Raw genomic sequence first — 23,058 nt, 5'->3', positions numbered from 1 at the left:
TGAACTCCAAACACCTCCTGGCTCTGTTGAAGAAAAAATGGTTGTATTGCCAATACAAATCAAATCACCACCGGATATTGTTCCGGGATCGGGTATCGTATCTACTGTAATATCTTTACTTGCTACTCCATCACCACAAGTGTTTATAGCTGTCACAGTATATCGAATACTTGTTGTACCTAAGCTAATACCTGTAACTACTCCTGTGACTGGATCAACCGTTGCAATTGAAGGATCAGCAGAACTCCAACTTCCCCCTAGTTCCGTTGATGTAAAAGCTACACTTTCTGTTTCACATACACGTAATGCTCCACTAATAGTTCCCGCATCTGGTGCTTCAAGTATCGTTATGTTTCTAGATGCTTTTTCATCTGGACAGCCTCCTGTTCCGGTTACTGTATATTCTATCGTGGTAGTACCTATACGTACACCCGTAATTTCACCAGTTGCTGCATCTACTGTAGCTATAGTAGTATTAGATGAACGCCATGAACCTCCAGCAATTGTTGAAGAAAATGTTGTCATATCTCCAACACAAATTTCTTGTACTCCAGACAAAGTTCCCGCATCTGGACTCCCTGTAACAGTCACTTCCCGCTCAGCTACCCCTGGTTCGCAACCTACGGAACTTAACACCGTATATGTTATAACAACAGGACCACCTGCCGATACTCCAACAACCGTACCCGAAGCGGCATCAACTGTTGCAATTGAAGTATCCGAAGAACTCCATGTTCCTCCAACTATAGTTGAATTGAAAAAAGTCGTACTCCCCACACATACCTCCTGTACCCCAGATAAGACTCCTGCATTTTCACCACTACCTACTCTAACTCCTCTTGAAACTGTAACCCCTGGGCATAATGTATACACAATAGTTGTTACACCTTCACTTACTCCTGTCACAACTCCTGCTGCATCAACAGTTACTATACTTGTGTCCGATGATTCCCAGGTACCTCCAGGCATTGTAGGCACAAATGTTGTCGTTGATCCTACACATATATCTTGCCCTCCAGAGAGCATTCCTGCATTGGTATCTGCTTCTCTCCAATCTCGATCAGTTCCTCCTGGAATCCTTGCATCTGGAAAACTTGCAGGAGTAGTTCCATTGGGTGAGTTTGTTCCTGATGTTGGCACATCTAAAACAATTGTATCAAAAACATCCAACAAACCATCAATATCTGTATCACCTCCAGAAGGCAATGTATTTGAAACACCATCCAAATCCGTGTCATAGGCCTCCGTATTGTCATCGTAACAATCATCATCAGAATTTAAATCTAAATAATCTGGAGTACCATCACCATCGGTATCCGTTGGTGTAATCCCTGGACTTCCAACACCATCATAAGCATCATCTAAACCATCACCATCGGTATCCACTCCAGTAGGAGGCACATATGCAGCTGTAAGTTGTGCTTCAATATTATCTGGAATACCATCATCATCAGCATCAATATCTGCATAATTAGGCACGCCTTCAATACTGTCTAATATCCCATCATTATCCGTATCAATATCTAACGAGTTAGGAATCCCATCCTTATCAAAATCACATTCTAATAATGAAAAACGAATATTATCTATTCCTAAATCATTTCCATTTTGATCTTCTGGTTGACTGTTAATAATTGAAAGTGTAACTAAACTTGATGTTGCAGGGGTAAAATCCAATCGTACCTCGCGCCATACATCATCGTTTGCAATCCCTAAAGTCGCTGATGTGGCATTTGCTAATACCGCTCCCGCGGCATCTTTGATTTCCAAATCTATAATTGGCAGATTTGGACATCCGTCACACAAACCAGCTAAATCAATTCTAAAAATATATTGTTTCCCTCCAACTACTGGAATACTAGGTAAATTATATATTACCTGCCCTATAAAGTCTTGCTCTATATTAATAGATAAAAATCGTCCATTAGCCGTTCCATCTGCATCCACATTACCTATCGCATTAGTTGACGCAAAAAATGTTCCTACTGTACCTAAACCTTGATCTAAAAATGTTGATGTAGCTACCGCATATTCTCCTCCAATAGGCGGTTTATTTACAAACGCATGACCTAACACATTAGGATCACTTAAAGCAGATTCTGGTGCTGGACCTACATGCACCCCAAAATCAACATCAACAATAGGAGCCGTCTCAACTAAACCTGTTGTAGCACATAAAGATTCTTCTTCAATATCAGTAATTCCATCACCATCATCATCTGGATCTACATCATCATTCATTCCATCACCATCTGTATCTACATCTGGACATACGCCTATAACCACAGTAGCCGATGAGCCTCTACTATCACATGGGCCAGTTCCTGCAGCTGGAAAACTATACGTATAAATAGTAGGCATATCAATCCCTACTGTAAATGAATTTCTCCCTCCAAACAAAGCAGGAGACCAAGTACCTCCTGGATCTCCTCCTGTAACAGCTAATAAATCAATGGCATCCCCTCGCATACGTCCACATAAATCAATATTTCCTCCTGTACCTGCATCCTGTGGCACTCCTGTAACTACGCCATCCACTTCAATAAGAATCTGACCAAAATCAGTTGCATTTCCATTTCTGATAGCTCTAAAAGTAGTATTCGTTGTAACTGGATATCCATTAAGCTCTAGAAAATCTCCCCCTGCACTTACCAGCTCGCTCTTTATTATTCCTGCTGTATCAGGAAACAACCGCCATTCAATTCGATCCGTTGGATTTAAAACATCTGTTACTCTAAGCGTTTCCATTTCACCAGCACATATCCTATTGGGAGGACCACTATCTGGTGCTATTGAAAGCTGTGCATAAGAACCAAATATTGTTGTAAAAAACAATACGATATAACCAAAAATAACTTTCTTATTCATAAGCCTTCTCTTTACTTTCCTTTTGTATTAATGGTATTTTCTAAATTACATTCCATCAATATTTATTTTGATTTAACTTTTTTAAATCAAAAATACCCTTTGAAAAACGACAACACTATCTATATATTTTATAAAAAAACACATTTGTTACCACCTATTTGTTAAAAGGAAATTTAAGTCGATAAACCTAACAAATAAACTGCAAATGAAAAACAAAATAAGATGCTTCCTACATAACTTTTACCCACAGAAACCCTCTTCAAGCTTCACTTCTTAAAACAAAAAATAGAAATATCAATTCATAATCAATCATTTACAAATTTTACACTAAATAACATCATCAAATCTCTTCTTGAAAAACATCGATATTCACACACAAAAGACAGACATACTACTCTGCAGTTTAATAACAAAACATACAAAAAAACAATTTCAAGTAATTAAAAATCAGTATTTTACAAAATAAAAAACAAATTAAAACGTTATAGTAGCAGCTCAGTACAACTAATCAAAAACACGTATTATGAAATGTTTTTTTAAATTATACCTCAAAAGGTATCCCCACCCCCTATCCAAAATTCACTTAATTGGTTTTGTCTTTCTGTTATTTTCTTTTTCTGGATTTACCCAATCCATAGTTGAACAACATGGCCGACTTAGGGTAGTTAACAATCATGTAGTTAACAAAAACAACACTACAGTTAGCTTGGCCGGAAATAGTATTTTTTGGAGTAATTTTAGTGAAGGTGCTAAATTTTACAATGCTCAAACTGTCAACCATATCGCTACCGACTGGAACTCTGATATTATTAGAGCTGCCATGGGCGTTGAAAACCCAGGGGGCTATATTACCAACCCTCAAAGAGAAAAAAACAAAGTGAAAGCAGTAGTTGATGCTGCCATTAATGCTGGGATTTATGTGATTATCGATTGGCATTCTCACAATGCGGAACAATACCAAAGTCAAGCTATTGAGTTTTTCTCGGAAATGGCTGAATTATACGGCACTAATGATCATGTTATATATGAGGTATACAATGAACCCATTGCACAAAGTTGGCAAACTGTAAAAAGCTATTCCGAAGCTGTTATAAGGGCTATTAGAGCTAAAGATCCCGATAATTTAATTGTAGTAGGTTCACCACAATGGTCACAAAAAGTTGTTGATGCCTCCAACAACCCCATAAATGATCCTAACACTGCCTATACACTTCATTTTTATTCAGGTACGCACAAACAATTTTTAAGAGATGAAGCTTCCCGAGCTATGAATAATGGTATCGCTTTGTTTGTTACCGAATGGGGTGCTGTAAACGCAAATGGTGACGGTGCTGCTGATCGTGCAGAAACACAGCGTTGGCTAGACTTTATAAGAACTAATGGTATTAGTCATGCTAATTGGTCGATTAGTGACAAAGCCGAAGGAGCCTCCGTAGTAGCAAGTGGAACAGAAGTTAGCGGATTACTAAATAACAACTTAACCTCCACAGGTATTTATATAAAAGATATTATTGAAAATTGGAATACCCCAAGTGGTGGCGGAAACCCACCTCCTCCACCTCCAAGCGAAACCTGTTCTGGAAATGGAGTATCCATTATTAATAACATAGAAGCTGAGGCTTACTGCCAACAAAAAGGAACACGCAAAGAATCTACTAGAGATACTGGAGGAGGTCAAAATATTGGTTATATTGATAATGGTGACTACTTGCGCTACAGAGTTAACATTCCAGAAAGCGCAACTTACACTCTTAAATACCGAGTAGCTAGTATTGTAGCTTCGGGAAAATTACAGTTTAAAACTGGTAACACCAGTCTAGGAACGGTATCCATTCCCAACACACAAAATTGGCAATCTTGGACAACTATTGAAACTGAAGTGAATTTAAACAGTGGCAGCCAAACCATTGAATTGTTTGCCGCGTCGGGCAGGTTTAATATCAATTGGTTTTCGCTATCCAAAGCAACCAATACAACTCCTCCTCCGCCGCCAAGTACTGGCAATTGTTCTTTTGGCACTCCTTTAAATCAAGCCTTAGCCTCTACCCGTAATTCCTCATACACTAAAGCATATGTTTTAGGTTTAAATGGCCCCAACTTAACTAATATTACCAATTTTACTATTAATTGGGATTTAGCCAATAATGGCCTCTACCAATTTTCGGTAAACACCAATAACGGAAGCCCTAATTGGTGGGTAGACTTAAGAGCAAATGCCATACAGAATTTTAATGCCGCCCAACCAAGTATCACATTATCGTCCACTGGGTTCACTAATTTAGACGGTACATATTGGGTCGCTTTGGACGGAACTAATTTTGTTATGAAATCAACTACTAGGGATTTTACTATTTATTTTAGCAATCAAAATACACCTCCTAACTGTAGTGTTTCTGGATCAAAACAACTTTCTGATAATCTTATTAGTATTCATCCAGTCCCAACAAAAAATAACTTAAACATAAGCGGTCTCACTTATCCCGCACTAATTAGCATAGTAAGTATGCAAGGAAGTACTGTTCTAGAATTTTCAGCAAATGAAAACACCAACCAAATTGATGTGAGTAGTTTACCTACTGGACATTATTTTTTACTTATACAAAATAACAAAAACAATAAAGCTGTTAAAACCTTTCCTTTTGTAAAGGAATAAATACGTTTTAATAAGGCTATTGCTAGTGAGAAACTAGCAGATATAACCATTTTATTACAACAAAAAGCTACTCTTTTTACAGAATAGCTTTTTGTTTTTTACTCTTTCTTTAAATGCCATATTGCTACTAATCACCACCTAGCAGTAACGTTACTTTTCGCTAGGGAACAGCGGGGGTCTTCGGTTAGATTCGGCTCTAATTATCCAACAAGCTGTTGGACTTTTCTTAAAGCTAGATTATCAATGTTATTGGTGTAACATCTATGCTAATGAACGTAAACGGAAAAAGCAACAACTCCTTTAAGAATCATTGCTCTACATAATTATATATCTTTTCTAAGTTTCAACGAGTTTTGATAAGTGTCAAAAACCTGAATAATTCTTATATGCTTTTCAGTCATTGCTCTATAAATTAATTTAAAGTGCCTGACTACCATTCTACGATATGGCTTCCCCAAAATTTCATCAACTTGATATTGTTCAACAAACGATATACTAATACCAGTTTCATAAATATCATCAATTACGTTTTTTGCTAATTCTTTAGAAACAGTCTTTTTCTTTACTCTTTCAAAAATAAAATTTAAGTCCTCAACAGAATCGTCAGACCAATCGACTCTTATATTCATTTACCAGCCTAGCATTTGTTTCTTCAGTTGCTCTGACGAAATATATTTACCTTCATCCATAGCTAAATCAGCGTCTTTGACTTTCTTCATATACATTTCTTTAGTAAGAGGTTCTCCTTTAACCCCGTAAGCAACAATTTCTTTTTTTGAATCTAATTCTTCTTTTAAAAAACTCTCAAATTTTTCGATAAGATTAATATCAGCAATTTGCTCAAATTGCTGTATAAATCTGTTTTTTCTAGTCGCTAAATCCATAATTCAAAAATATTAATACAAAGATAATTATATATCTACATTGTTTCTAATATACAAAAATCATTCCTTAAAAATAAGCTTTGTTTTTACAAAAGCGGATGAAAGTTATCCTCGATGCTATGCAAGTCCTCTAAATCATTTGCTTGATACACTTCTGTATATTAAATAAAGTGGGTTATCTCAATTAAGAAATAGCTTTGTTTTATACGCTTTGTCTGCAATGCTGTGTTGCTACTAGCCAAAGCCTAGCAGTAGCGTTACTTTTCGCTATGGAAAAGCGGAGACACTGGCAATAGTCTTATTTATTACAAACTATCATTAGTTGTTTTACATAGCTTGACAATTGAAAAAAAGAGCCACATTAAAATGTAGCTCTTTTATACTATTATAATAACCTTAAAAAGTTTAGATAATCAACATGGCATCACCATAACTATAGAATTTATATTTTTCCTTTACAGCTTCATCATAAGCTCTTTTCATTAAATCATGCCCAGCAAATGCCGAAACCATCATTAATAATGTTGACTTTGGTGTATGAAAGTTTGTAATCATACAATTTGCAATACTAAAATCATGAGGAGGAAAAATAAATTTGTTTGTCCAACCACGAAATTCATTTAATGTATTTTCTGAAGATACTGAGCTTTCCAATGTTCTCATTACCGTAGTTCCTACAGCACAAATACGACGCTTCTCTTTAATTGCCTTATTTACAATTTGAGTTGCTTCTGTTTGTATTTCAGCTTCTTCACTATCCATTTTATGTTTAGACAAATCCTCTACTTCTACAGGACTAAATGTACCTAAACCAACATGTAACGTTACTTCAGCAAAATCAATTCCTTTAATTTCCAAACGTTTCAACAAATGCTTAGAAAAATGCAAACCTGCTGTTGGAGCAGCTACTGCCCCTTCATTTTTTGCATAAATCGTTTGGTAACGATCCATATCTTCGGGCTCTACTTCCCTTTTGATATATTTAGGAAGTGGAGTTTCCCCTAAATCATTTAATTTTTTACGAAATTCTTCGTAAGAACCATCATATAAAAAACGTAATGTTCTTCCTCTTGAGGTTGTATTATCAATAACCTCAGCTACTAATGTTTCATCATCACCGAAATACAATTTATTTCCAATTCTAATCTTACGAGCTGGATCCACTAACACATCCCAAAGACGTGTTTCCGAATTTAATTCACGTAATAAAAACACCTCAATGCGCGCACCTGTTTTTTCTTTGTTTCCAAATAAACGAGCTGGGAATACTTTGGTATTGTTTAATACCATTACATCCTTTTCATCAAAGTAATCGATCAAATCCTTAAATTGCTTATGCTCAATAGTATTTTCTTTTCGATTTAAAACCATTAAACGGGACTCGTCACGGTTTTCTGAAGGGTATTCTGCTAGTAATTCTTCTGGCAAATTGAAATCGAAATGTGATAACTTCATATATCTAGTTTTTGATAAGAAGGCAAATATACAATCTGAGCATAGGGGTTGTCAAGTATTTGTCCAAAAAAATAAAAACAAACTACGCAACCACCAATAATTACTAAGCTACCGGTACTAAAAAAGAAATCTAAATATTAAATTCGATCCATTCCAAATAATTTTTCCCACTTCCCTCTTGATATCTGTACACTTGTTCCCACATTTCCATTAAAATAATGAAAAAATTCCACGTACGAAGTTCCTAATGAGGATGAAAATTTGAATTCAACATTACAATTAGGAAATGAAATTTTTACTGGATCTTCAGGCAATTCATCAAAACCATTAAGAATGGTACCATAAAAATCATCGAATGATCCTTCTAAATCATCAAAGCAAAAGCTTTTATATTCATAATTACTTTTATGTTTTGTATCAATGTAATTTAAACAATAGGTTTTTTCAAATCTTGTCAATTCTACTTTGTGTCTTTTAATAGGCTGAATACCCCCTACTAATTCTATTTTATTCTTTTTTTCAACAACAACAATTTGTGCATTGATATAAAATGGAAGTACTAAAAATGTTAAAAATAATAATGACTGTTTCATAAGTAAAGTTTAGTGTGTTCTCGTGCATAAACACCACTTACTTAAAAATATTGTTTTAAAAATTCACTAAAAAAACTACATCGTTTTAGTATGTACAACAACTCTTACATACCCATAAAAAAAGCCCACAACAACGTCATGAGCTTTTTATATCACTTTATTTTACTAGCACTTACACTTCATTAATTTGGAATCCAAGTTTTTGCATATCTGACCAAAAATCGGGATAAGACTTACTTACCACTTCCGCCTCATTAATCAATAATTGTGTTCTTAAAGCCAAAGGTGCAAACGCCATAGCCATTCGATGATCTTGGTAGGTAGCTATAGCCACTCCTGCCTTTATTGTTGATTCCGCCCTAAGCTTCAAGGCATCTTCTGTAATCTCCACAATTCCACCTAACTTTTCAATTTCAGCTTTTAAGGCCTCTAAGCGGTCCGTTTCTTTAATTTTAAGCGTATGCAAACCTGTTAAATGACACGAAACTCCTAAACCAAAACAAGTAACCGCTATGGTTTGCGCTATATCGGGAGAATTCGCTAAATCCAGTGCCCCATTAAAGGCATCCGTTCCCTTGGTCACATCAGATACTTTTTCCAATGTAATGGTGTTATTGTTATAAGAAGTTTGTACCCCTAAATTTTTATAAATTTCTGCTAAAGCGGCATCTCCTTGGTAACTCGATTTTTTATAACTTCCAAGTGTTACTTTTGCATTTTTTGAAAGCGCCACTAAACTATAAAAATAGGATGCCGAACTCCAATCGGACTCCACAACAATTGTATCTGTATTACAAACAGCTAAAGGTGCTATTTTAATGACATTATGCTCAAAACTTCCTTCAGCTCCAATTTCTTTTAATAAAGAAAGAGTCATTTTTATATAAGGAACCGAAGTTACTTTTCCTTCTAAAGCAATTTCTAATCCATTTTCTAAAGAAGGTGCTATCAGCATTAATGACGAAATATATTGACTACTTACATTCGCTTTTAAGCTTACCTTATTTTTTGTCAATTTTTTCCCATTCAAAACTATTGGCGGGTAACCTTCTTCGTTTTGATAAGTAATATCTGCTCCTAAATCACGTAACGCATCTACTAATATTTTTATAGGTCGTTGTTGCATACGCTCACTTCCTGTCAAAACAGTTTTACGTCCCTCTCGCGTAGCAAAATAAGACGTTAAAAAACGCATTGCCGTACCGGCATGATGTATATCCACCAATTCCTCCGAACTTACAATAGCTTCCTGCATTACTTGAGAGTCATCACTATTCGATAGATTTTTGATACTAATTTTTGAATACAGTGCTTGCAAAATTAATAATCTATTTGCTTCACTTTTTGATCCTGTTATTTGCAGTGTCTCATTTGAGATATCTGCAATTTGAGTTAATTCTAAATTCATTATTTTCTTCTACTCTCAATAATTTTACGTCGTTGAAAAACAAAGGACACAATTAATCCATAAATTAAACCTCCTACAATTTTTGAACGCACATACCTAAATATTAATCCTTTATCAAGGATATCAGCTTTAAAGCCATCAAAATTGACCCCTTTGTATTGCCCTATATGTTCAACAATACCAAAAACAACAGCAAAAAGAAATCCTAACCTAATTACAGATCTCCAATATGCCTCAGAACTCATTATCTGCTTAAACATATTATTTTAATTTTTCATTATTATGATGCCTATCATGGTCTCTTTTGGTTTTAATATCTAGCTTTTTATTAAAAGCTTCTTCCAAATTAACACCAGTCTGGTTTGCTAAACACAAAACTACAAAAACCACATCGGCTAACTCCTCACCTAGGTCTTTATCTTTATCACTTTCCTTTTCGCTCTGTTCTCCATAGCGCCTAGCAATTATACGTGCTACCTCACCTACTTCTTCGGTAAGCTGTGCCATATTGGTTAATTCATTAAAATAACGAACACCATGGTTTTTTATCCATTCATCTACGTCTAGCTGTGCATTTTTTATATCCATCTTTTTGTTCTATTTTTCCAGTTAAGCTCCTTTTCATTTCAAGCAACTAAACTATCTACTGGATTATTCTTTATTTTTTGTATCCATACATATGGTAACTGGACCATCATTAATTAGCGACACCTTCATATCTGCTCCAAAAATACCAGTGGCTACTTTTTTTCCAAGCTTTTCAGACAATTGAGTAACAAAACTTTCATAAATAGGCTTCGCAATCTCGGGCTTAGCCGAATTCATAAAACTAGGGCGATTCCCTTTTTTTGTACTCGCATATAATGTAAACTGACTTATTACTGCAATTTCACCATCAATATCTTGAATACTTTTATCAATATTACCCGCATTCCCTGGAAAAATACGCAATTGAGAAATCTTTTTTACCAACCATTCAATATCAACTTGACCATCGCTAGCCTCAACTCCTAACAATACCAATAATCCTTTGTTAATAGCCCCAACAGTTTCTCCTTTTACTACTACCGACGCCTCTAAAACACGCTGAATCACTACCCTCATACATCCTTGGTATATTCGTTTTTACGATAATGAGTGTCATCACCTTCTAATATTTGCAAGTAACTTTTATAACGAGACCAAGCTATTTCCCCAGCCTCTAAAGCATCTTTAACTGCACACTTAGGTTCATTTTTATGCAAACAATTATTAAATTTACAATTTGATTGACGTTCAAAAAATTCCGGAAAATACCCACTTACTTCACTAGGCTCCATATCAACTACACCAAAACCTTTAATGCCAGGTGTATCAATAATTCGAATATCATTTTCCAGATCATACATTTCAGCAAACGTTGTGGTATGCTGTCCTTGTTTATGCTGATCACTAATCTCTTTGGTTTTCAAATGCAAACTCGGTTGAATAGCATTTACCAAAGTGGATTTCCCTACCCCACTATGCCCTGCAAACATACTTACCTTGCCTTGCATTAAGGCAATCACTTTATCCATATTTTTACCTGTCTTTGCAGAAATACCTTCACATTCATAGCCTATATTTCTATACAAATGTGCCAAATAGCGTATTTCATCAAGATCATCTGAGCTATAGGTATCTATTTTATTAAACAACAAGACTGTTTTAATACCATAGGCTTTAGCAGTAACTAAAAATCGATCAATAAAAGAAGTAAATGTTGGTGGATTATTTAAGGTAATTACTAAAAAAACAATATCTATATTAGACGCTATAATATGCGTTTGCTTGGACAAATTAACTGATTTTCGAACAATATAATTTGAACGCTCTTTAATCTCTTTAATTACCCCAGTTGTTTTTTCATCTTGAGTTTCTAAATCAAAGACCACTTGATCTCCCACCGAAACTGGATTAGTACTTTTTATACCCTTTATTCTAAATTTCCCCTTGATACGGCAATTATAAAACACTCCGTCTTTTCCCTTAACTGTATACCAGCTTCCTGTAGACTTATAAACGGTTCCTGTCATTAATTGCTATTCTAAATATTCAGTTACAAAAATAGTGTTTTTGGTTTGAATTAGTAGCACCGCTAATTCAACTATAAAATTATTATAAAAACAAAAAACCCGAAGCATAGCTTCGGGTTTGATCTATTATATTAGCCTTTCAAAAAAATTAGTTATTAAAATCTTTTTCTGATATATCTTCCGTTTCTAAACTATTTGAACTTGAGTTACTCACATCCAATGACAACTCATAAGATGGTACATCCGTTCCTTGACTAGTTTTTATTGGAGTGAAATCTACGATATCATCTCCTTTTTCGTATTGTGGGTTTTCAACAAATCTACCAAAACAGTTCCCATTTTCTGTAAATTCTCTCCAGTCTTTACCGTAAGCAATTTTCAAGTAATACTTACCCGCTGGGATGTTTTTCATTTGGTGTACATCACCATCTTGTATGTAAGCAATACGGTATGTTAACTCTTCACCATTAGTGTTATCTATTTTAATAAGCTTCACCACAGCTTCAGTATTCGAACCTACATTATTTATCTTCAAATAATTATCTAAGCTGTAATCAAATTCAGGAACAATATTTAAACACTCAGGTGTTTCTCCTGTTTCATATTCTGTTGATTCCCAATCATCATACTTACTAGATGTAGTATCTTCTTCTTCATAATAATCTCCTTCATTATCTTCTTCTTCTTTTGGTTGAATAACTATTCCAGCTGGTACTGCAAGAATGTCTGATCTTCTGATAAAACCATTCATTGTCTTGTATTGCACCGTCCACCAGTCTCCAAAATCTTCACTAATAAGTAAGACTTGCATTCCTTTTCCTAATTCTGCAACTACATTGTAATTTGTTCCGGGTCCACTTCGTAATGACGATGATTCGACTGAAACGAAGTACAATTCTTCTTGCGCATTAACCAAAGTGATGCTAAGAAAAATAAAAATTGAGGCTAAAAATCTTTTCATGTTTTCTAAGTAATTTACGTTTGTATTAGTAGGCTTTCAATAAACATGCCAAAAAAAATGGCTATTATCTAATACAAATCAAATATAATAGATTTTCACAAGAAAATCGACAAAACGTATGTTTTTATTGTTTTAAAGTTGTTTTTTAGTGCAATAAACTGGTTTTCAAGCTTCGATATCGTTGTAATCCTTTTCTTTAAATGTTTGTAAAAGCCTAAAAAACAACATATTATACTTTGTTAAAATCCTCTCTTAACGATCCTTCCTTGTTCGTTTAATTGGTCTATTTTTTTCACTTTATTACAATTACTTATACCTAATTTATCGTTTTCTGAACTTTTTTTACTATTTTTTTGTGCAATAAAATCTTCAATTTCGTCAGATTTTAAATTTGTAAACATCTCTTTTTGTGATATTAGTACGTATTCACCTACATTTGATTGTAGCTTAATATTCATTATTCGAACACGCTTCAACTTCACTACCTCATAACCTAGGTAGTCGCACATGCGCCTAATTTGTCTATTCAACCCCTGAGTTAAAATAATTCTAAAACTAAACTTACTAATCTCTTCAACGACACACTTTTTTGTGACTGTATCTAAAATTGGAATACCATTCCCCATTCGCTGTATAAAATCGGGAGTAATTAATTTATCCACCGTAACTATATATTCCTTTTCGTGATTATAACGTGAGCGTAAAATTTTATTTACCACATCTCCATCGCTAGTTAAAAGAATCAAACCTTCACTTGGTTTATCCAGCCTACCGATAGGAAATATCCGCTGCGGATAATTAATAAAGTCAATAATATTATCTTTTTCTCGCAGGTCAGTGGTACAAACTACACCTACCGGCTTATTAAACGCTAAATATACATGTTCGCGTTTTGGGTCTTGAATTTGCTCCCCATCAACGCTTATTTGGTCATCAGGCGAAACTTTTTGTCCCATTTGTGGCAATTCATCATTTACAAGTATACGCTTCTCTTCAATAAGTTTATCTGCAGCTCTACGAGAACAATAACCTATTTCGCTTAAATATTTATTTAACCTTGTCGTTCCTGTTTCCAATACATTATTTTTTACAAAAATAATGTATTTATTTCAGCTCAAGTAAAAGACTCCTAACCAAAATACGTTAATTAGAACACAAGCTCTATAGCCATAAATTACACAAAGTATTCAACGCAGATTATACAATAGAAAATCTGTTCCTTATCGAAATCTCAGCAAAACCAAACGTTTCATTGCATATTCCGAGTTAGCGCAACTACTTTAAATAAGCTGAAATTTCCTTGTTGATCTCTTCCGATTGAAGTGAATGCCCAACATTTTCCACCGAAAATAATTCACAAGCACTCCAATTATCTGCAATTTTTTTAGAATGTTTATAAGGAGCTAGTTTGTCATTTTTTTCTAAAATTAACAACCCAGGTATTGTTATTTTTTTAGCAAATTCGGAAATTGAAAAGCCTCCAGCATAAAATCCAAAACGCTTAAATAAGTAATCATCCATTTTTTCCATAAACCCTTGAGATAAATCAAGTGTATTTTGAAAACTTTTTAAAAAAAAACTCAACTCTGATGGAGGCCCCAAAGTGATTATTTTCTCCACACTCGTATCTGGGTACAAGTATTGATTATAAATAGCAGTCATTCCCCCTAAAGAATGACCTATCATTATTTTTGGCTGATGCTTACCTATTATATCTTGAATGCAATCCACATATAAAGGGACACTCAAGTATTTACCACTCGAATATCCTTGAGCTGGCGCATCTACAGCAATAATATTAAAACTATAGTGTTGCAACTCTGCAACTAAAGCTCTCCACCGATAACTATTACTCTCCCAACCATGTAATAATAAGACTGTATCACCAGAACCTTCCCATTGGTAAGTTTGTATCTTATGCCCTTTGGTGAGCACTTTTTCTAATTTTGCGTCATCTAAAAACTCCTCTTCTTCTGTCCTTACACGTCCTTTTTGGGGAGAACAAAATAAATTAAAAGCCTGCTCAACAGCTTTATCTGGAGACCACAATGATCTAAACTTTAATTGTTTCCCTATTAAAATAGGCACTATTTTTTTTAGTTGATCTGTCATACTATTTCGCTTACGCTAGAAGTCATATTATATATTAAATAAGAAAAAAGACAAAAAAAAGACCGCCTATTTAGACAGTCTTTCATTTTTTATTATTCCCATTTTAACCAAAAATATTTAATTTTTGCTCCATCGGGTATATTCACCGCTTCAATTTTTGTTTTTGTATCGAATTGCACTTGATTAGGTAATTCCTTTTTATCAATAGCTACGTAAGCATTAATTTCATCAATGTCAACTAACACCGAACTTAATGTGTTTGTTATTTTAGAAATTGTGTAATTATCTTTTAAATCTTTAAACGTGCTTACCGCTCCAAAACCTTTCAATGTTTTAAAACGAGCATCAATAACTCTTATAGACTTTATAGTTGCTGTCGAATCAAACTCTTGACTAGCCTCCAAAATCAATAGTGGCTTTCCTTGTTTGTCATATATTTCAATTTCATTGGCACTCCCTACAAATTCATCACCTGCAATATGTTTTACAATAGAATCATTTGCGTAAATTTTATCCAAATCTTTAACCGTACTTGTTTTAGTTAATTCGCCAATGTGGTCAACTCCTATTTCAAACGGATTTACTTTTTTTTGACAACTAAAAACAGAAAGAGCTGTTATAACAATTAACGAAAAGCGTGTTATTTTCATGATCATTTTTATTTCGATTTAGATACGCAAACATAGGTTCTTTTTTATGGAAAAAAAATAGAATTACCTTCATTTTATTCATCTAAAACAACTTCACTCAAAACGAATACTATAAAATATATTGTAAGCACTCTTGTCGCACTTCTTGTAAAAAAACAAAACACTAATAAAGCTTAACGCATCATTTTGTTTAATATCCCTAGCGCACCTCTTATAAAAGTGGCACTAGTCAACACCTTTATAATGGCTTTTTGTGTACCACTTGAACTGTTTCCTGAACTAGAACCACGGCTACTCGAGCTGCGTTTGTCTAATTTTTTACGTTCGGCTTGTGCTGCCTCCTTAGCCTCAGCTGCTTCTGCTTTTTCAATTTTTTCATTTAATAATTCATAAGCACTTTCTCTATCAATAGATTCATTGTATTTTTCGGTTAATTCAGAACCTTCAACCAACTTTTTTAACTCTTGATTTGTCAACACATCCATTCTACTCATTGGTGCTCTCAGCATAGTTTGTGCCAGTGGAGTCGGCCTTCCTTTTTCGTCTAAAACAGACACCAAAGCTTCTCCAATTCCCAATGAGGTCAATACTTCTGCCGTATCATAAAATTCTGAAATCGGATAATTTTCTGCCGTCAATTTAATCGCCTTCCTGTCCTTTGCCGTAAATGCTCGTAATGCATGCTGAATTTTTAACCCTAATTGCCCAAGCACTCCATCGGGCACATCGGTTGGGTTTTGAGTTACAAAATACAAGCCTACCCCTTTTGATCGTATCAACTTAACAATATTTTCAATTTGATCCAATAATGCCGATGATGCTTGATTAAATATCAGATGGGCTTCATCCAAAAACAAGACCAGTTCGGGGCGATCACTATCCCCTTGCTCGGGCATGGTACTATATATTTCGGCCAAAAGGCTCAACATAAATGTGGAAAACAACTTTGGTTTATCCTGAATATCAGTTAATCTAATAATATTTATATAGCCCCTACCCTGCTCATCCTGTCGTAACAAATCATCAATTTCAAAAGAGCGCTCACCAAAAAACAAATCCCCTCCTTGCTGTTCTATTTCAATAATTTTACGAATAATAGAACCTGTGGATGTTTTTGAAATACTTCCATATTCTTTTTGTATTTCTTCTCTTCCCTCTCCAGTTGCATATTGTAATGCCTTTTTTAAATCATTTAAATCCAATAAAGGCAACTTATTATCATCACAATATTTAAAAATAATAGCTAAAATCCCCGCTTGAGTTTCAGTAACATTTAAAATTCGCGAAAGCAACACTGGACCAAACTCACTAACCGTTGCTCGTAAACGCGTCCCTTTTTGTTCCGAAAGCGTTAAAATTTCTACTGGAAAACCTGTCGCCTCAAAAGGAACACCTATTTTCTCATGACGCTCATCAATTTTAACATGACCAGGACTTGGCTGAGCAATACCACTCAAATCACCTTTTAAATCCATAAGCAACACAGGAATACCTTTATTACTCAAATTTTCGGCCAACACTTGCAATGTTTTTGTTTTTCCTGTACCAGTAGCTCCAGCTATTAATCCATGCCTATTTAATGTTTTTAACGGAATTTTAATTTGAGCATTTGCAAATGTTTCCTCATTATACATTGCTCCTCCTAAGGTTATAAAATCTCCTTTACATGTATATCCTTGTTGAATTTCTTCAATAAACGCATCCGTTTTACTCATGGGCTTTAATTTTAATATCATAAAAGTAAAGATTTCCTATTTAGTATTAAAAAAAAGGAAAAAAATCCTTGCGCATACTATTTCCTACATTGTATACATGGAAACTACTATCTTTGCACCTAATATGACAAAAACGGAAATCAACAATTTAGTAGCCAAAGGACAAATGCTTCCTTTAATGGAAGAATTTTATACCATTCAAGGTGAAGGATATTATAAAGGAACCGCCGCCTACTTTATTAGAATAGGAGGTTGTGATGTAGGTTGCCATTGGTGCGATGTTAAAGAAAGTTGGAATGCCGAATTACACCCCCCAACCGCTACCCAAACCATTGTTGAAAATGCAGTTAAACATAGTGATGTAGTTGTAGTTACTGGAGGTGAACCCTTAACTTGGGATATGACTGAATTAACTAAAGGACTTCACAGCAAAAACGCTAAAACTCATATTGAAACCTCTGGTGCTTATGAACTTTCTGGTGATTGGGATTGGATTTGTTTATCACCAAAAAAATTAAAACTTCCCACCCAAAGTGTATACAAAAAAGCCAATGAACTTAAAGTAATCGTTTACAACACCTCGGATTTTGATTTTGCCGAAAAACAAGCCGAACAAGTATCCAAAGATTGTATTTTATACCTACAACCCGAATGGAGTAAACGCGAAAAAATAATCCCACTAATTGTTGATTATGTAATGCAACACCCTAAATGGAAAATATCATTACAAACACATAAATATTTAAATATCCCATAAATCCTATTTTGGGCGTGCCTCAAAGGGTCGAGCTTTTCATTACAATTCCTCGCACTTCCTTTTCAGTCAGGCTGCGGGATTTCCTTTGCAATCCCTCACGCAAAAAAATCACTAACCACAAAAAACACAATAGTAATAGCTAAAAATCTACGCTAACAACTTCTTTTTAAAAAGAATATCAAGTATATTTAGGTAACTAAAATAAGTTGATATGGAAACCAACATAGGTATTTCTGAAAAAAACCGAAAAGCTGTAGTCGAGAAATTAGAAATAATTTTAGCTGATGAATTTGTTCTTAATTTAAAAACTCGTAATGCACACTGGAATGTTGTTGGAATTGACTTTGCTGATAAACATGCTTTGTTTGAAGCTCAATACAATCAATTAGCAGCAATCATAGACGAAGTTGCTGAACGAATTAGAATACTGGGCTTTAAAGCCCCTGCAAGTATTAGCGAATTTTCAAAACTAACCACACTAACCGAATTTGAGGGTGGTGAACGTGACAGCACATCTTTTATCAAGGAATTAACTAACGACCACGAAAAAATCATAAAATTCCTAAGATCACTCATTATACCATTTGCTGATGACTATAAAGATTTAGGTACTAGTGATTACATTACCGGATTAATCCAAATACACGAAAAAATAGCCTGGTTTTTAAAAGCCCATTTATCATAAGCATCAACTTATATTAGATTTTCGACTCCCTTTTTTAGCACAATACGTATGTAATCCTTATTGCAGCCTTATTATTTTTTGCTTACAAAACACCTAAAACAAAATCATTCTCCTTATAAAACCTAATAGGCAAACTGATCATTTTTCAGATATTCTTCTTTGCCATAAAATTAATTTCAGATCAGATTAGCTCATTTTATACGATTTGCTGATAATAATTTCGTATAAATATGCTGAATTATTTTTTGTTAGTCTAAGGCAAAAAAATCAAGCATAGCCTTAGTTACGATTGCTTTTTTTAACGCCAGAATAGTGAAAAAGAAACAGCATATATGCGAAATTTTTGTTGGTAAATCGTATTATATTCCATGTACAAGCGGTATTTCTATACTTTTTCCTTATTTCTGCTTTGATAAAAAAACTAAAATCTATCATCCAATTAAAGGACATTTAATAATATCAGTAACTAAACTCCATGCTCAATTAACAAAAAAATCAACCATCAAAACTAAAAATTAACATTTATCACCATCGCTTACGAAAATGTTTTCTAGATAAAAGGCATTAAAAACCGACAAAAAAACACAATTTTTATCGGTTTTAATAATTAAAATCTATAGTAATCGCATTATTTTTTAGAATTTTTGTCAGTCTAATTTAGACGTAAAACAAATCTAAACAATACATTTACAGCAAATTACAATATTAAAAACACTATTGAATTATATTTAAAATACTACGCTAAATTTAACACACACTTAATATTTTAGTAAAGTATATCTTACATAATTACAACATCCGTAAAAAAAATACCACCTTAAAAAAACTTAAACCACTATAATGAAAAAAACAATTCAGACTACGCTAGGCGTCCTAGCTTTACTATTTGGACTTTCGGGAAAAGCTCAAATAAATGTAGAAGTTAATGCACACACAAAACACCAGGTTGGAGGCAAGTCAACTTTTGATCGTAAAAAGTACATTACTGTGCACTCTGCTAATTTTGAAGCAGACTGGAATGGACAAAACGGAGGAGGTTCTGCCCCTGGGCGTTTACATGAAATAACCAGAACTTATGATGCTTGGCTATCCCGAGAAACTGGTGCTTTTACTCGAGCAATCACTGGTTTTAGTGCTGTACAAATCAATAATCAGAATCTAGCTGTTTCCGAAGGATTTAGCTATCCTGCTCTAGCAGATCGTTTTACCTACGAACAAGATCAAGATTTAGTTGTTGCTGCTCAAGAAAAAGCTTATGTTACCTTTAACGCCGATGGTTTTGCCTGGGGACGTAGAGCTGCTGCTTGGGTAAAAAAACACGGTAATGGAGGAACTTCTGGAAGACCAAGACCGTCATTTATAGAAATTTTAAATGAACCCGTATTTCCATTGGTAGATTTTATCCCTGCTGGTAAAAGCCCAGAGCCTTTGGATCGAATTTTTAATTTCCATAAAAATGCTGCTAATACGTATAAAAATAATGTTCCTGCCAGTGGACGTCCAAAAGTTGGAGGATGGACTACTGCCTTCCCTTTATTAGACAAAAGAAATTTTGGACAATGGAATGATCGTTGGAAACGATTTATAGATATTGCTGGAGCATCCATGGATTTTTATTCATTACACATTTATGACCAGCCCATTTATGGAGCCGGAAATCGCGACTGGGCCTACCGTAAAGGAGGTAATATTGAAGCTACCTTAGACCAGTTAGAAAACTATGGCTTTATAACAGGAAAGAAAAGACCGTTCCTAATTTCCGAATACGGTTCACAATTAAACAATAATTATAGAGAACGATATACCGCTAGTAGAGATTGGTTATCACTCCGCTCAATGAGCTCCATGATGATGCAATTTATGGAACGCCCAGATCAAATTGTTAAAGCAATCCCTTTTGTTCCTATCAAAGCCGAATGGGCCTATGGCTTAGCCGAAAACTCACCCGTAACACCAGGTGTAGGTTTTCCATACTCATGGCGATTAATGAAAAACAATAACGAACCTAATGGTACTTATTGGGTAAACAGAAACAATCCTTTTGGAGCTGATCGTAATGTTCCTAATCAAAATTACAGTTATACAGAGCTAGTTCGCTTTTATCAATTATGGTCAGATGTAAGAGGGACTCGTGTTGATTCAAAACCTGCGGATGTAAACTTACAAGTAGATTCTTATGTCCAAGGAAAAGATTTATACGTTATTGTAAACAACTTATATAGATCATCAAAAAGTTTTAATTTAAATATTAGAGGTACCGGCAACAATGCTGTTGAATATGTACAAGAAAAGCATTTATTTTGCCGATGCCAACGGTAACCCTTTTTACAGTCCACGTTTTGTAGGTACTAATAAAGCTAGTACAATGACTATTGGATCCGAGGCTACTATGGTATTGAGATATCATTTTAAAAACAACATCAATGTCAACCAAACATCAAATGAGACTAAACATTACGCAACACGTAATGCTGCTTCTTACCTAGAATATATTGAAGCAAATCAAAATCAAAACTTCAATATTAATATTGGTAATAAACCTCAATTTGGTGAAGCTACTTTACGTATAGGTGTTGGACGTGCACATAATTTACAAAAGCTACCTCGTGTATTTGTGAATGGAACCGAAATTAATAGTGCAAAGCAATGGAGAGGGTCTGGAGTTGGACAAGGATTTAGAGAGCGTTTTCACTCTATTGTAGAAGTTGACGTTCCTTTGAGTGTATTAAAAGCTAACGGAAACAACGTATCTGTACGTTTCCCAGATGCCGGAGGATTTATCACCTCTATGGCCTTACAAGTATTCCGAATGACTGCTAACATTCGTGGTAATGTAGGGGCTGCTCCTAGCACTCCAACTACTGGAAATGGCTCTGGAATCCCTATTGGACAAGTAATTTCACTCCAAAAATCGGGTGGAGATTTAAAATACTTATCCGCTGTAGCCGAACTCAATAATGATATTTACGCCAACCAAAGTCAAGCTTTAGGTAACCGTCAAAAATTTAGAGTGGTTAATCACCCCGATGGAGGAATAGCGCTTTATAACTTAAACGCACAACGTTATTTACAAGTAAATGGAAATAATCAAAATGTAATAGTCGGAGCTAGAGGAGCACAAACTAAAGGATGGGAGCGTTTTGAATGGAAATCAAAAGGAGCTGGTAAAGTAGCTTTTAAAAGCTTACACACTGGCAAATGGTTACAGGCCCCTCATAACCAAAACAACACTGCTGTATTCCCTAGAGGAAATGCAGATCAAGGTTGGGAAACTTTTAACTGGAAAGTAGTGCCAGCTTCAGCTAATAAAATTTTAGCTACTCCAACAATAAGTACTCAAGCTAAAATTTTAATTTACCCAAATCCTGTAGATGCTGGTCAAAAAATTACTGTTGCCAATACTATTGAAAACACCACTATTAATGTACTTGACGTATCAGGAAATTTAGTAAACAGCATCAAAGCAACACAAGGTATATCCTTTATTGAAACTACTGGTTTAACTGCGGGTATTTATTTTATAAATATTGAAGGAGAAGAACCCAAAAGAATTGTTATCCGATAAATAAAAGCCTTTTCCCCCAATATCAATAAGCAAAGATCACTTTTTAGTGGTCTTTGCTTTTTTATAAAACTAAAAAACTTGTAATTTTATATTCTTATTTTACACAATGATGACTATTAAACTGCAGACAGAAAAAAAAATAAACAGCTACAAAACAGCAAAAAAACAACTCGATGCTTTATTAGAAAACGAAACTGACACCATTTTAAAAATGGCAACTATCAATGCTGTTTTAAAACAACAGCTCCCTTATATCTATTGGGTTGGATTTTACATTGCTGACATACATAAGCAATCATTAAGCGTAGGTCCATATCAAGGCACTATAGCCTGCATGCATATTACTTATGGTAAAGGAGTTTGCGGAAGCGTTGCTCTTTCTCAAAAAACCAAAATTGTTAAGGATGTTACTATATTGGCCGAAGGAGAAGACCATATTACTTGTGATCCAAATTCTAAATCTGAAATTGTAGTTCCTGTGTTTAACAAACAACAACAACTTATTGCGGTATTGGATTTGGACAGTGAAGAATTTGATGCTTTTGACGAAATAGATCAAAAGTTTTTAGAGGGAATTCTTAGTGTATTTCAACATTAATTTTTTTTAGCTATAGAGTATTAATAAGGCTTTTGGATATTATTTTTACACAAAAAAAAGAGGATTTAGATCCTCTTTTTCTCATGCCGAAAAAACAACA

At 34.5% G+C, this 23,058-nt stretch carries 20 protein-coding genes and 1 pseudogene; 6 read left to right on the top strand and 15 right to left on the bottom strand.

Annotated features, from left to right (window positions below):
• On the bottom strand, window positions 1-2,868 hold a 2,868-nt coding region (locus KQA_RS20560; protein WP_010182067.1), incomplete at its 3' end, for an Ig-like domain-containing protein.
• Between the two features lie 523 nt (window positions 2,869-3,391).
• On the opposite strand from KQA_RS20560, the gene KQA_RS0214050 reads away from it, so the two are divergent.
• A complete protein-coding gene (locus KQA_RS0214050) occupies window positions 3,392-5,521 on the top strand; it encodes a cellulase family glycosylhydrolase (RefSeq protein WP_010182066.1) in 2,130 nt (709 codons plus the stop codon).
• 323 nt (window positions 5,522-5,844) lie between these two features.
• Here KQA_RS0214050 and KQA_RS0214045 read toward each other — a convergent pair whose 3' ends face one another.
• The 14 genes from KQA_RS0214045 to KQA_RS0213980 all read right to left on the bottom strand — a co-directional run bounded on the left by KQA_RS0214045 (window position 5,845) and on the right by KQA_RS0213980 (window position 17,353).
• Complete coding sequence (locus tag KQA_RS0214045; protein ID WP_010182065.1) at window positions 5,845-6,150, bottom strand: type II toxin-antitoxin system RelE/ParE family toxin; 306 nt, start codon at window positions 6,148-6,150, stop codon at window positions 5,845-5,847.
• The gene (locus KQA_RS0214040) at window positions 6,151-6,405 is read right to left on the bottom strand and encodes a hypothetical protein (protein WP_010182063.1); all 255 of its coding nucleotides are present in this window, start codon (window positions 6,403-6,405) and stop codon (window positions 6,151-6,153) included. It abuts the gene before it with no gap.
• A 405-nt stretch (window positions 6,406-6,810) separates the two neighbouring features.
• Window positions 6,811-7,860 (bottom strand): tRNA preQ1(34) S-adenosylmethionine ribosyltransferase-isomerase QueA, encoded by a 1,050-nt coding sequence (gene queA / locus KQA_RS0214035; RefSeq protein WP_010182062.1) that lies wholly within the window; start codon window positions 7,858-7,860, stop codon window positions 6,811-6,813.
• Between the two features lie 137 nt (window positions 7,861-7,997).
• The gene (locus KQA_RS0214030) at window positions 7,998-8,453 is read right to left on the bottom strand and encodes a hypothetical protein (protein ID WP_010182061.1); all 456 of its coding nucleotides are present in this window, start codon (window positions 8,451-8,453) and stop codon (window positions 7,998-8,000) included.
• Window positions 8,454-8,625: 172 nt separating this feature from the next.
• Entirely contained in the window at window positions 8,626-9,861 is a 1,236-nt protein-coding gene (locus KQA_RS0214025; RefSeq protein WP_010182060.1) for a 3-phosphoshikimate 1-carboxyvinyltransferase, read from the bottom strand.
• A complete protein-coding gene (locus KQA_RS0214020; RefSeq protein ID WP_232285902.1) occupies window positions 9,861-10,121 on the bottom strand; it encodes a hypothetical protein in 261 nt (86 codons plus the stop codon). Before KQA_RS0214020 ends, KQA_RS0214025 begins: the two co-directional genes overlap by 1 nt.
• Before the next feature lies 1 nt (window position 10,122).
• A complete protein-coding gene (locus KQA_RS0214015; RefSeq protein WP_010182057.1) occupies window positions 10,123-10,449 on the bottom strand; it encodes a nucleotide pyrophosphohydrolase in 327 nt (108 codons plus the stop codon).
• 63 nt (window positions 10,450-10,512) lie between these two features.
• Window positions 10,513-10,965 carry a D-aminoacyl-tRNA deacylase gene (dtd, locus tag KQA_RS0214010; protein ID WP_010182056.1) on the bottom strand — a complete coding sequence of 151 codons (453 nt, stop codon included), beginning with the start codon at window positions 10,963-10,965 and terminating at the stop codon, window positions 10,513-10,515.
• Window positions 10,962-11,915 carry a ribosome small subunit-dependent GTPase A gene (gene rsgA / locus KQA_RS0214005; protein ID WP_010182055.1) on the bottom strand — a complete coding sequence of 318 codons (954 nt, stop codon included), beginning with the start codon at window positions 11,913-11,915 and terminating at the stop codon, window positions 10,962-10,964. Before rsgA ends, dtd begins: the two co-directional genes overlap by 4 nt.
• Before the next feature lie 148 nt (window positions 11,916-12,063).
• Complete coding sequence (locus KQA_RS0214000; protein WP_010182053.1) at window positions 12,064-12,876, bottom strand: SH3 domain-containing protein; 813 nt, start codon at window positions 12,874-12,876, stop codon at window positions 12,064-12,066.
• A gap of 239 nt (window positions 12,877-13,115) precedes the next feature.
• Entirely contained in the window at window positions 13,116-13,952 is an 837-nt protein-coding gene (locus KQA_RS18995) for a pseudouridine synthase (RefSeq protein ID WP_010182052.1), read from the bottom strand.
• 199 nt (window positions 13,953-14,151) lie between these two features.
• The gene (locus KQA_RS0213990; RefSeq protein WP_010182050.1) at window positions 14,152-14,988 is read right to left on the bottom strand and encodes an alpha/beta fold hydrolase; all 837 of its coding nucleotides are present in this window, start codon (window positions 14,986-14,988) and stop codon (window positions 14,152-14,154) included.
• Between the two features lie 92 nt (window positions 14,989-15,080).
• The gene (locus KQA_RS0213985) at window positions 15,081-15,638 is read right to left on the bottom strand and encodes a hypothetical protein (protein WP_010182049.1); all 558 of its coding nucleotides are present in this window, start codon (window positions 15,636-15,638) and stop codon (window positions 15,081-15,083) included.
• Between the two features lie 173 nt (window positions 15,639-15,811).
• A complete protein-coding gene (locus KQA_RS0213980; protein WP_010182048.1) occupies window positions 15,812-17,353 on the bottom strand; it encodes a helicase HerA-like domain-containing protein in 1,542 nt (513 codons plus the stop codon).
• Window positions 17,354-17,477: 124 nt separating this feature from the next.
• Between KQA_RS0213980 and KQA_RS0213975 the strand changes: the two genes are divergently transcribed.
• The 5 genes and pseudogenes from KQA_RS0213975 to KQA_RS0213955 all read left to right on the top strand — a co-directional run bounded on the left by KQA_RS0213975 (window position 17,478) and on the right by KQA_RS0213955 (window position 22,958).
• Window positions 17,478-18,110, top strand: coding sequence for a 7-carboxy-7-deazaguanine synthase QueE (locus KQA_RS0213975; RefSeq protein WP_010182047.1), 633 nt, complete (start codon window positions 17,478-17,480; stop codon window positions 18,108-18,110).
• A 211-nt stretch (window positions 18,111-18,321) separates the two neighbouring features.
• A complete protein-coding gene (locus KQA_RS0213970; RefSeq protein WP_010182046.1) occupies window positions 18,322-18,795 on the top strand; it encodes a Dps family protein in 474 nt (157 codons plus the stop codon).
• A gap of 840 nt (window positions 18,796-19,635) precedes the next feature.
• Window positions 19,636-21,202: pseudogene (locus KQA_RS0213965) on the top strand (hypothetical protein); the annotation flags it as partial.
• Window positions 21,185-22,360: a T9SS type A sorting domain-containing protein gene (locus KQA_RS19660; RefSeq protein ID WP_394330928.1), complete on the top strand. Its 1,176-nt coding sequence runs from the start codon at window positions 21,185-21,187 to the stop codon at window positions 22,358-22,360. The pseudogene KQA_RS0213965 and the gene KQA_RS19660, both read left to right, overlap by 18 nt.
• Before the next feature lie 106 nt (window positions 22,361-22,466).
• Window positions 22,467-22,958, top strand: coding sequence for a GAF domain-containing protein (locus KQA_RS0213955; protein WP_040396384.1), 492 nt, complete (start codon window positions 22,467-22,469; stop codon window positions 22,956-22,958).
• The last annotated feature ends 100 nt before the right edge of the window (window positions 22,959-23,058 follow it).

The organism is Aquimarina agarilytica ZC1 (assembly GCF_000255455.1).
GTDB lineage: Bacteria > Bacteroidota > Bacteroidia > Flavobacteriales > Flavobacteriaceae > Aquimarina > Aquimarina agarilytica.
The sequence above is the reverse complement of the archived record's forward strand: the minus strand, read 5'-3'. Positions and strand labels throughout refer to the sequence as shown.

Excerpts from the sequence above, each read along its gene's own strand:
- KQA_RS0214050 (WP_010182066.1), top strand. The coding sequence starts at position 3,392 with ATGAAATGTTTTTTTAAATTATACCTCAAAAGGTATCCCCACCCCCTA.
- KQA_RS0214045 (WP_010182065.1), bottom strand. The coding sequence starts at position 6,150 with ATGAATATAAGAGTCGATTGGTCTGACGATTCTGTTGAGGACTTAAAT.
- KQA_RS0214040 (WP_010182063.1), bottom strand. The coding sequence starts at position 6,405 with ATGGATTTAGCGACTAGAAAAAACAGATTTATACAGCAATTTGAGCAA.
- queA (WP_010182062.1), bottom strand. The coding sequence starts at position 7,860 with ATGAAGTTATCACATTTCGATTTCAATTTGCCAGAAGAATTACTAGCA.
- KQA_RS0214030 (WP_010182061.1), bottom strand. The coding sequence starts at position 8,453 with ATGAAACAGTCATTATTATTTTTAACATTTTTAGTACTTCCATTTTAT.
- KQA_RS0214025 (WP_010182060.1), bottom strand. The coding sequence starts at position 9,861 with ATGAATTTAGAATTAACTCAAATTGCAGATATCTCAAATGAGACACTG.
- KQA_RS0214020 (WP_232285902.1), bottom strand. The coding sequence starts at position 10,121 with ATGTTTAAGCAGATAATGAGTTCTGAGGCATATTGGAGATCTGTAATT.
- KQA_RS0214015 (WP_010182057.1), bottom strand. The coding sequence starts at position 10,449 with ATGGATATAAAAAATGCACAGCTAGACGTAGATGAATGGATAAAAAAC.
- dtd (WP_010182056.1), bottom strand. The coding sequence starts at position 10,965 with ATGAGGGTAGTGATTCAGCGTGTTTTAGAGGCGTCGGTAGTAGTAAAA.
- rsgA (WP_010182055.1), bottom strand. The coding sequence starts at position 11,915 with ATGACAGGAACCGTTTATAAGTCTACAGGAAGCTGGTATACAGTTAAG.
- KQA_RS0214000 (WP_010182053.1), bottom strand. The coding sequence starts at position 12,876 with ATGAAAAGATTTTTAGCCTCAATTTTTATTTTTCTTAGCATCACTTTG.
- KQA_RS0213990 (WP_010182050.1), bottom strand. The coding sequence starts at position 14,988 with ATGACAGATCAACTAAAAAAAATAGTGCCTATTTTAATAGGGAAACAA.
- KQA_RS0213985 (WP_010182049.1), bottom strand. The coding sequence starts at position 15,638 with ATGAAAATAACACGCTTTTCGTTAATTGTTATAACAGCTCTTTCTGTT.
- KQA_RS0213980 (WP_010182048.1), bottom strand. The coding sequence starts at position 17,353 with ATGAGTAAAACGGATGCGTTTATTGAAGAAATTCAACAAGGATATACA.
- KQA_RS0213975 (WP_010182047.1), top strand. The coding sequence starts at position 17,478 with ATGACAAAAACGGAAATCAACAATTTAGTAGCCAAAGGACAAATGCTT.
- KQA_RS0213970 (WP_010182046.1), top strand. The coding sequence starts at position 18,322 with ATGGAAACCAACATAGGTATTTCTGAAAAAAACCGAAAAGCTGTAGTC.
- KQA_RS19660 (WP_394330928.1), top strand. The coding sequence starts at position 21,185 with ATGGTATTGAGATATCATTTTAAAAACAACATCAATGTCAACCAAACA.
- KQA_RS0213955 (WP_040396384.1), top strand. The coding sequence starts at position 22,467 with ATGATGACTATTAAACTGCAGACAGAAAAAAAAATAAACAGCTACAAA.